Annotated in this window: 4 protein-coding genes; all 4 read left to right on the top strand. The window is 71.0% G+C overall.

Annotation, left to right across the window (positions count from 1 at the left end):
- The first annotated feature begins 545 nt into the window (after positions 1-545).
- Genes ABD234_RS19065 through ABD234_RS19050 form a run of 4 tightly spaced genes read left to right on the top strand, consistent with a single transcriptional unit; the run spans position 546 to position 5,350 of the window.
- Complete coding sequence (locus ABD234_RS19065) at positions 546-1,817, top strand: extracellular solute-binding protein (protein ID WP_344359650.1); 1,272 nt, start codon at positions 546-548, stop codon at positions 1,815-1,817.
- Between the two features lies 1 nt (position 1,818).
- Positions 1,819-2,721, top strand: a complete 903-nt coding sequence (locus ABD234_RS19060) for a carbohydrate ABC transporter permease (RefSeq protein ID WP_038373944.1) — start codon at positions 1,819-1,821, stop codon at positions 2,719-2,721.
- A 5-nt stretch (positions 2,722-2,726) separates the two neighbouring features.
- Positions 2,727-3,539, top strand: coding sequence for a carbohydrate ABC transporter permease (locus tag ABD234_RS19055; RefSeq protein WP_051487068.1), 813 nt, complete (start codon positions 2,727-2,729; stop codon positions 3,537-3,539).
- Positions 3,540-3,544: 5 nt separating this feature from the next.
- Positions 3,545-5,350, top strand: coding sequence for a hypothetical protein (locus tag ABD234_RS19050; RefSeq protein ID WP_344359647.1), 1,806 nt, complete (start codon positions 3,545-3,547; stop codon positions 5,348-5,350).
- The last annotated feature ends 181 nt before the right edge of the window (positions 5,351-5,531 follow it).

The raw sequence follows: 5,531 nt of genomic DNA, 5'->3' as shown, positions 1-5,531 counted from the left end.
GCGAAAGCGGCTTGAATTTGCTACGCCAAGAGAGGTATTCTCCGAGCACCTGTTGCGCTGACCGTTAGAACCCGCCGCGCCGGAGTGGTACGGGAGCCTGCAATTCCTCGAACGCGCCGACACCGATGCCCGGGGCCGGCACGGGGCGAGGCGTCCGCCGGTTCGGCGTGCCGGCCACAGGCCCTGTCCGGGATCAGCGGCAGCGCCTCGCGCCGTCATGCCCTCCCGTCGTCGCGCCCTCCCGTCGGCGCGCCGTCCCGTCGTCGCGCCCTCCCGCCGTCGCCCCCTCCCGTCGTCGCGCCCACTCCTGCCGCCTCGCCATCGCGCCCTCCGTCGTCTCGCCGTCGCTGCGGCCCGCGGGCTGACCTGCACCGTCGAAGAGTCGTCGATCACGGCTTGGAAACGGCTTTCCTTCGAGCCTTGACATAAGGGATGCGCCGCGCCACGCTTGTCCTCACAAACCTTCGCCAGCGTCTCTCCCGGCCGAGTCCGACGACGTGCCCCGGCAGCTGGCGCCCTGCTCCGCCCAACAGGAAGTGTGGATCATGTCTGCTCTGAACCGCCGTGCATTCCTCGCCGCCGGCACCGCCGCGGCCGCCCTGCCCGCCCTCGCCGCCTGCGGCGGGAGCGGCTCCGCCGATCCGGATGCGCCGCTGCAGTTCATCCTCTCCGGCGACGCCAACCAGGGCGGCGGCTTCGCGGCCATGGCCGCGAAGTACGAGGAGGAGACCGGCCAGGCCGTGGAGATCGTCGACCTGCCCTACGACGACCTGAACACCAAGGTCCGCAACTCCGCGAAGGCGAACGACCTGCCCGCCCTCGCCCGCATGCCCTCCCTCGACCCGGTCTGGCTGGACCGCACCCGGGATCTCGCCGAGCTCGCCGAGGCCGTCAAGCCGGTGGACGGCATGTGGGCCGCCGACGACGAGGGCAAGGTCCCCGCCCTGCCCAGCGACCTCACCGCGGTGGGCCTGTTCCTGAACAAGGACCTGTGGGACAAGGCGGGCGTCGCCTACCCGACCAGCGTCGACGAGAATGTGTGGACATGGGATGAGTACGTGGCCGCCGCGACGGCCGTCCGCGAGGCGACCGGCGTCAAGTACGCCATGGCCGTGGACAGCAGCTCCCACCGCCTGAACTCGTTCCTCTACCAGATGGGCTCGGAGGGCATCGCCCTCAGCGAGGACCTCTCGAGCTACACCGCCAACGAGGCGACGGTCCCCGCCCTGCAGTACTTCGCGGACCTCAACGACGACGCCTTCATCCCGCGCTCGGTGTGGCTCTCGCAGGACGACCCGAACGCCATGTTCAAGACCGGCCAGGTCGCCTCGTACTACTCGGGCTCCTGGCAGATCGCCGACTTCGTCGCGAACATCGCCGACTTCGCCTGGGTCAGCGTGCCGATGCCGGCCCAGCCCGTCCAGGCCACGAACTTCGGCACCTCCGCGCACATCGTCGTCTTCGAGGGCACCGGCCAGGAGGACGCCGCCTACGCCTTCGTCGAATGGCTCTACCAGCCCGAGAACTACGCCGAGATCTCGAAGATCGCCGGGTTCCTGCCGGCCATCCAAGACGTCGAGGTCACCTACGACGAGCGCCAGGAGGACTTCGACCTCTACAACGCCGCCATCGCGGCGACCCCTGACTTCGTCACCGAGATCAAGACCCGCGACCTGAAGCTGCAGGCCGCCGGCACCGCGAAGGACATCGGCGTGGACGCCGTCAAGGAGGAGACCGTCAAGGTCATCGCCGGCGAGCAGACGGCGCAGGAGGCGGTCGACGCCATGCTCGAGCAGCTCAACGCGAGCCTCGCCTGACATGGCCGCCAGCACCCTCACCCGCACCGCGGCCCAGGAGCGCCGCCGCCGCGGCATCATCGCGGCGGTGTTCCTGGTGCCGGCGTTCGTCCTGTTCTGCCTGTTCTTCCTGGGGCCGGCAGGGCTCGGGCTGCTGTACTCGTTCACCGACTACCGCGGGTACGGCGACCTCGAGTTCGTGGGCCTGTCCAACTACCAGCAGCTGTTCGCGGACTCGGAGTTCTACACGGCCCTGGGCCGCACGATCCTCTACACGGTCGTGTCCGTCCCGGTGGGCTATTTCCTGGCCCTGCTGGTGAGCGCCCTTCTGGTGGCCCGCAGCGCGAAGGGGAAGACCGTCGCCCAGGTCATCTTCTTCTTCCCCTGGCTGGTCTCCCCGATCGTCACCGGCGTCATCTGGCGCTGGCTGTTCGGCGAGAGCTTCGGCCTGGTGAACTACCTCATCGACGGCGTGGGGCTGACGCCCCTGAAGTGGGCGCAGGACCCGAACCTGGCCCTGGCCGTGGTCATCATCGCCGGCTCCTGGGGCGGGACCGCGGGCACGATGCTGCTGTTCATGGCGGCGATCAAGAACATCCCCACCTCTTATCTGGAGGCGGCGGAGCTGGACGGCGCCGGCCCCGTGACCCGTTTCGTGCGGATCGTCTGGCCGCTGCTGGCGCCGACCTCGTTCATGGTGATTCTGCTGGGCACGATCGGCGCGATGAAGGAGTTCGCGATGATCCAGGCCCTGAACGGCGGCGGCCCGGGCACCTCGAACGTCCTCATCGTGCAGTACATCTACAAGACGGGCTTCGAACGCTCGGAGATCGGCTACGCGAGCGCGGCATCGATGATCCTCATGGTGATCCTGCTGATCATCGCGGTGATCCAGACCCGTTTCGACAGGAGTGATCTGAATTGAGGTCGATGCCGCGCGCCATCGGCGCCACGACCCTGCTGTGGGTCCTCGCGCTCGCGTTCCTGTTCCCCGTGCTGTGGTTCCTGCTGAGCTCCTTCAAGCCCGGCAGTGAGCTGTTCACCTGGCCGCTGCAGCTGTTCCCGCGCGACTGGACCCTCAGCGGCTATCGGACCGCCTGGGCGCGGTTCGACTTCGCGCAGTACTTCCTGAACACCTTCCTCGTCGCGGTGATCACCACGGTCCTCACGGTGCTCGTCAGCGCCTGCACCGGCTTCGCCCTGGCGAAGTACCGCGCCTGGTGGATCCAGGGGTTCTTCCTGTGCATTCTCGCCACCACCATGCTGCCCACCGAGGTCATCATGCCCTCGACCTTCGCGGTGATCCTGGGCCTGGGCATGTACAACACCCTCGCCGGCATCATCGTGCCCTCGATCGTCACGGCGACGGGCATCTTCATGCTCCGCCAGTACTTCCGCACCGTCCCGGACGAGCTGCTGGAGGCCGCGCGCATCGACGGGGCGGGGGAGTTCCGCATCTTCTTCACCCTCATGCTGCCGATCGCCAAGCCGATCATCGCCGTGCTCGCGATCTTCTCGTTCCAGTGGCGCTGGAACGACTACATCTGGCCGCTGCTGGTGCTCAACGACCAGGAGAAGTACACCCTGCAGCTGGCGCTGCGCAGCATCGTGGGCGCGGAGAACATCGACTGGTCCGTGCTGCTGTCTGCCTCGGTCATCTCCCTGCTGCCGATGATCGCGCTGTTCCTCATCTTCCGCCGGCAGATCATGAACGCCGACATCAACTCCGGACTGAAGGACTGACGCCGATGCCCGTGCGGGACCTCGACGCCCTCGACCCCACCCTGCGCGAGAAGGGGAGGGCGGCGCTCGCGGGGCTCCCCGCGCGGGCCGAGCGCCTCCTCGCCGGCGGCGCCCGCCACCGCGAGCTGGGCCGCCTCGTGCGCGACGCCGTGATCGGCGAGGCCCACGGCGAGCCGGCCCTGCTCGACCAGGCGTGGGCGGCGCTGGAGGCGCTGGCCGCCCTGCAGCTGCCCAGCGGGACCTTCGCCAGCGGCGACAACGTCGACTCCCCGCCGGACACCGCCTTCACCGTGGGCGACCTCGCCTGGGCCGCGAGCATGCTGCGGCGCGAGAGCTCCCTGCGCCTGACCGCGCTGCAGGGGCAGCTCGAGCAGCTGCTGGCCCGCACCGCCCCCGCGCTGGTCGCCGGCGGCGTCCACACCCCCAACCACCGCTTCGAGATCTCCGCGGCGCTCGCCCGGCTGGGTCGCCTGCTCGAGGACCCGCGCTGCACCGCCCGCGCCGAGCAGTGGCTCGCCGAGGGGGTGGACCTGCAGGCCGACGGCCTGTTCTCCGAGCGCAGCCCCAACTACGCCGTGCACGTGAGCATCCCCTGCCTGCTGGTGCTCGCCCACGAGCTGGACCGTCCGGACCTCGCCGATGCGGCCGATGCCGCCACCCGCGCGCAGGCCCGCCTCACCGATGCCCGCGGCATGGTCGAGACCCTCGGCTCCCGGCGCCAGGACCGTCGCACGCTCTTCGACGGCGGGCCCCTGCATCCGCTGCTGCGCGCCCACGCGATCCGCACCGGGGACCCCCTCACCGCCCGCGCCGCCCTGCGCACCCAGGACCGTGCGGACGAGCTCGCGGCCCTCGAGGTGCTCGCCCTCGGCCTCGAGGACCCGGCCGTGCTCGGCCCCCTGCCCGACCCGGCCGCCGATCCGGGCCCGGAGCAGCCCGAGGTCCACGTCCTGGCCGAGTCCGGTCTCGTCGTCGTCGACCACGGCGTCTCCCGCGCCGTGATCCATGGCGGCACCGACACCGCCGAGCTGGGGCGCGTCTCCTCGGGGGCCTCCGACGACCCGACCTTCCTCCGCCTGGCCGGCCGCGCGGTGCGGTTGACGGACCTGCGGATCTCGCGGGACTTCTTCAGCCTCGGCCCGGTGCGCTTCGAGCGGCCGGTGGACTCCGCGGCCGTCGCAGCCGACGCGACGGCGCACGGTGCTGGTGCTGGTGCTGGTGCTGGTGCTGGTGACGGTGCTGGTACTGATGCCGGTGCCGATGCCCGGCACGCGGGGACCGATGCGGCGGCGGGGCCGTGGCGGCTGCGGGAGCGCGCCGTCGGGGAGTACTTCCATCCGCTGGCCGCAGAGGATCGCCGCGCCGACGGCGCCTACGCCCTCGAGTTCAACGGCCGCTTCGCCGCCGCGATGTCCTTCTCCTCTCGCGATGTCGACGAGGTCGCCCTCGAGACGGCGGCGGAGGTGCGGCTCGGCCCGGCGCACGCCGAGCTCGACCTGCGCGCCGAGGGTCCTGCCGCGGCGCTGTGCCTGCTGCTGGCCCTCGAGGGAGGTCGCCTCGAGGGCGTCGCCGCCGATGCGGCGGGCCGCAGCATCCCGGCCATCGGCCCCGACGGCGTCGGCCGCTGCCGCTATGTCGGCGCCGACGGCGAGACGCTCCGCCTCGAGGTCCACGGCATGGCCGACTCGCCGGCCTTCTACGAGCCGGGCGAGGCGTACACCGTCCTCGGCGGCACGGACCTTCCCGGCGGGGACCATCTCTTCATCCCGGCGACCACCGCGCAGCGGCTGCGCCTGGTGCTCGACCTGTAGCCGGCGCCGGCCGCCTGAGCCGACCCGCGCCGGATGCCGGTCGACTGAGCCGACCCGCGCCGGATGCCGGTCGACTGAGCCGACCCGCGCCGGATGCCGGTCGACTGAGCCGACCCGCGCCGGATGCCGGTCGACTGAGCCGACCCGCGCCGGATGCCGGTCGACTGAGCCGACCCGCGCC

The organism is Brachybacterium phenoliresistens (assembly GCF_039530785.1).
GTDB classification, from domain to species: Bacteria; Actinomycetota; Actinomycetes; order Actinomycetales; family Dermabacteraceae; genus Brachybacterium; species Brachybacterium phenoliresistens.
The sequence above is the reverse complement of the archived record's forward strand: the minus strand, read 5'-3'. Positions and strand labels throughout refer to the sequence as shown.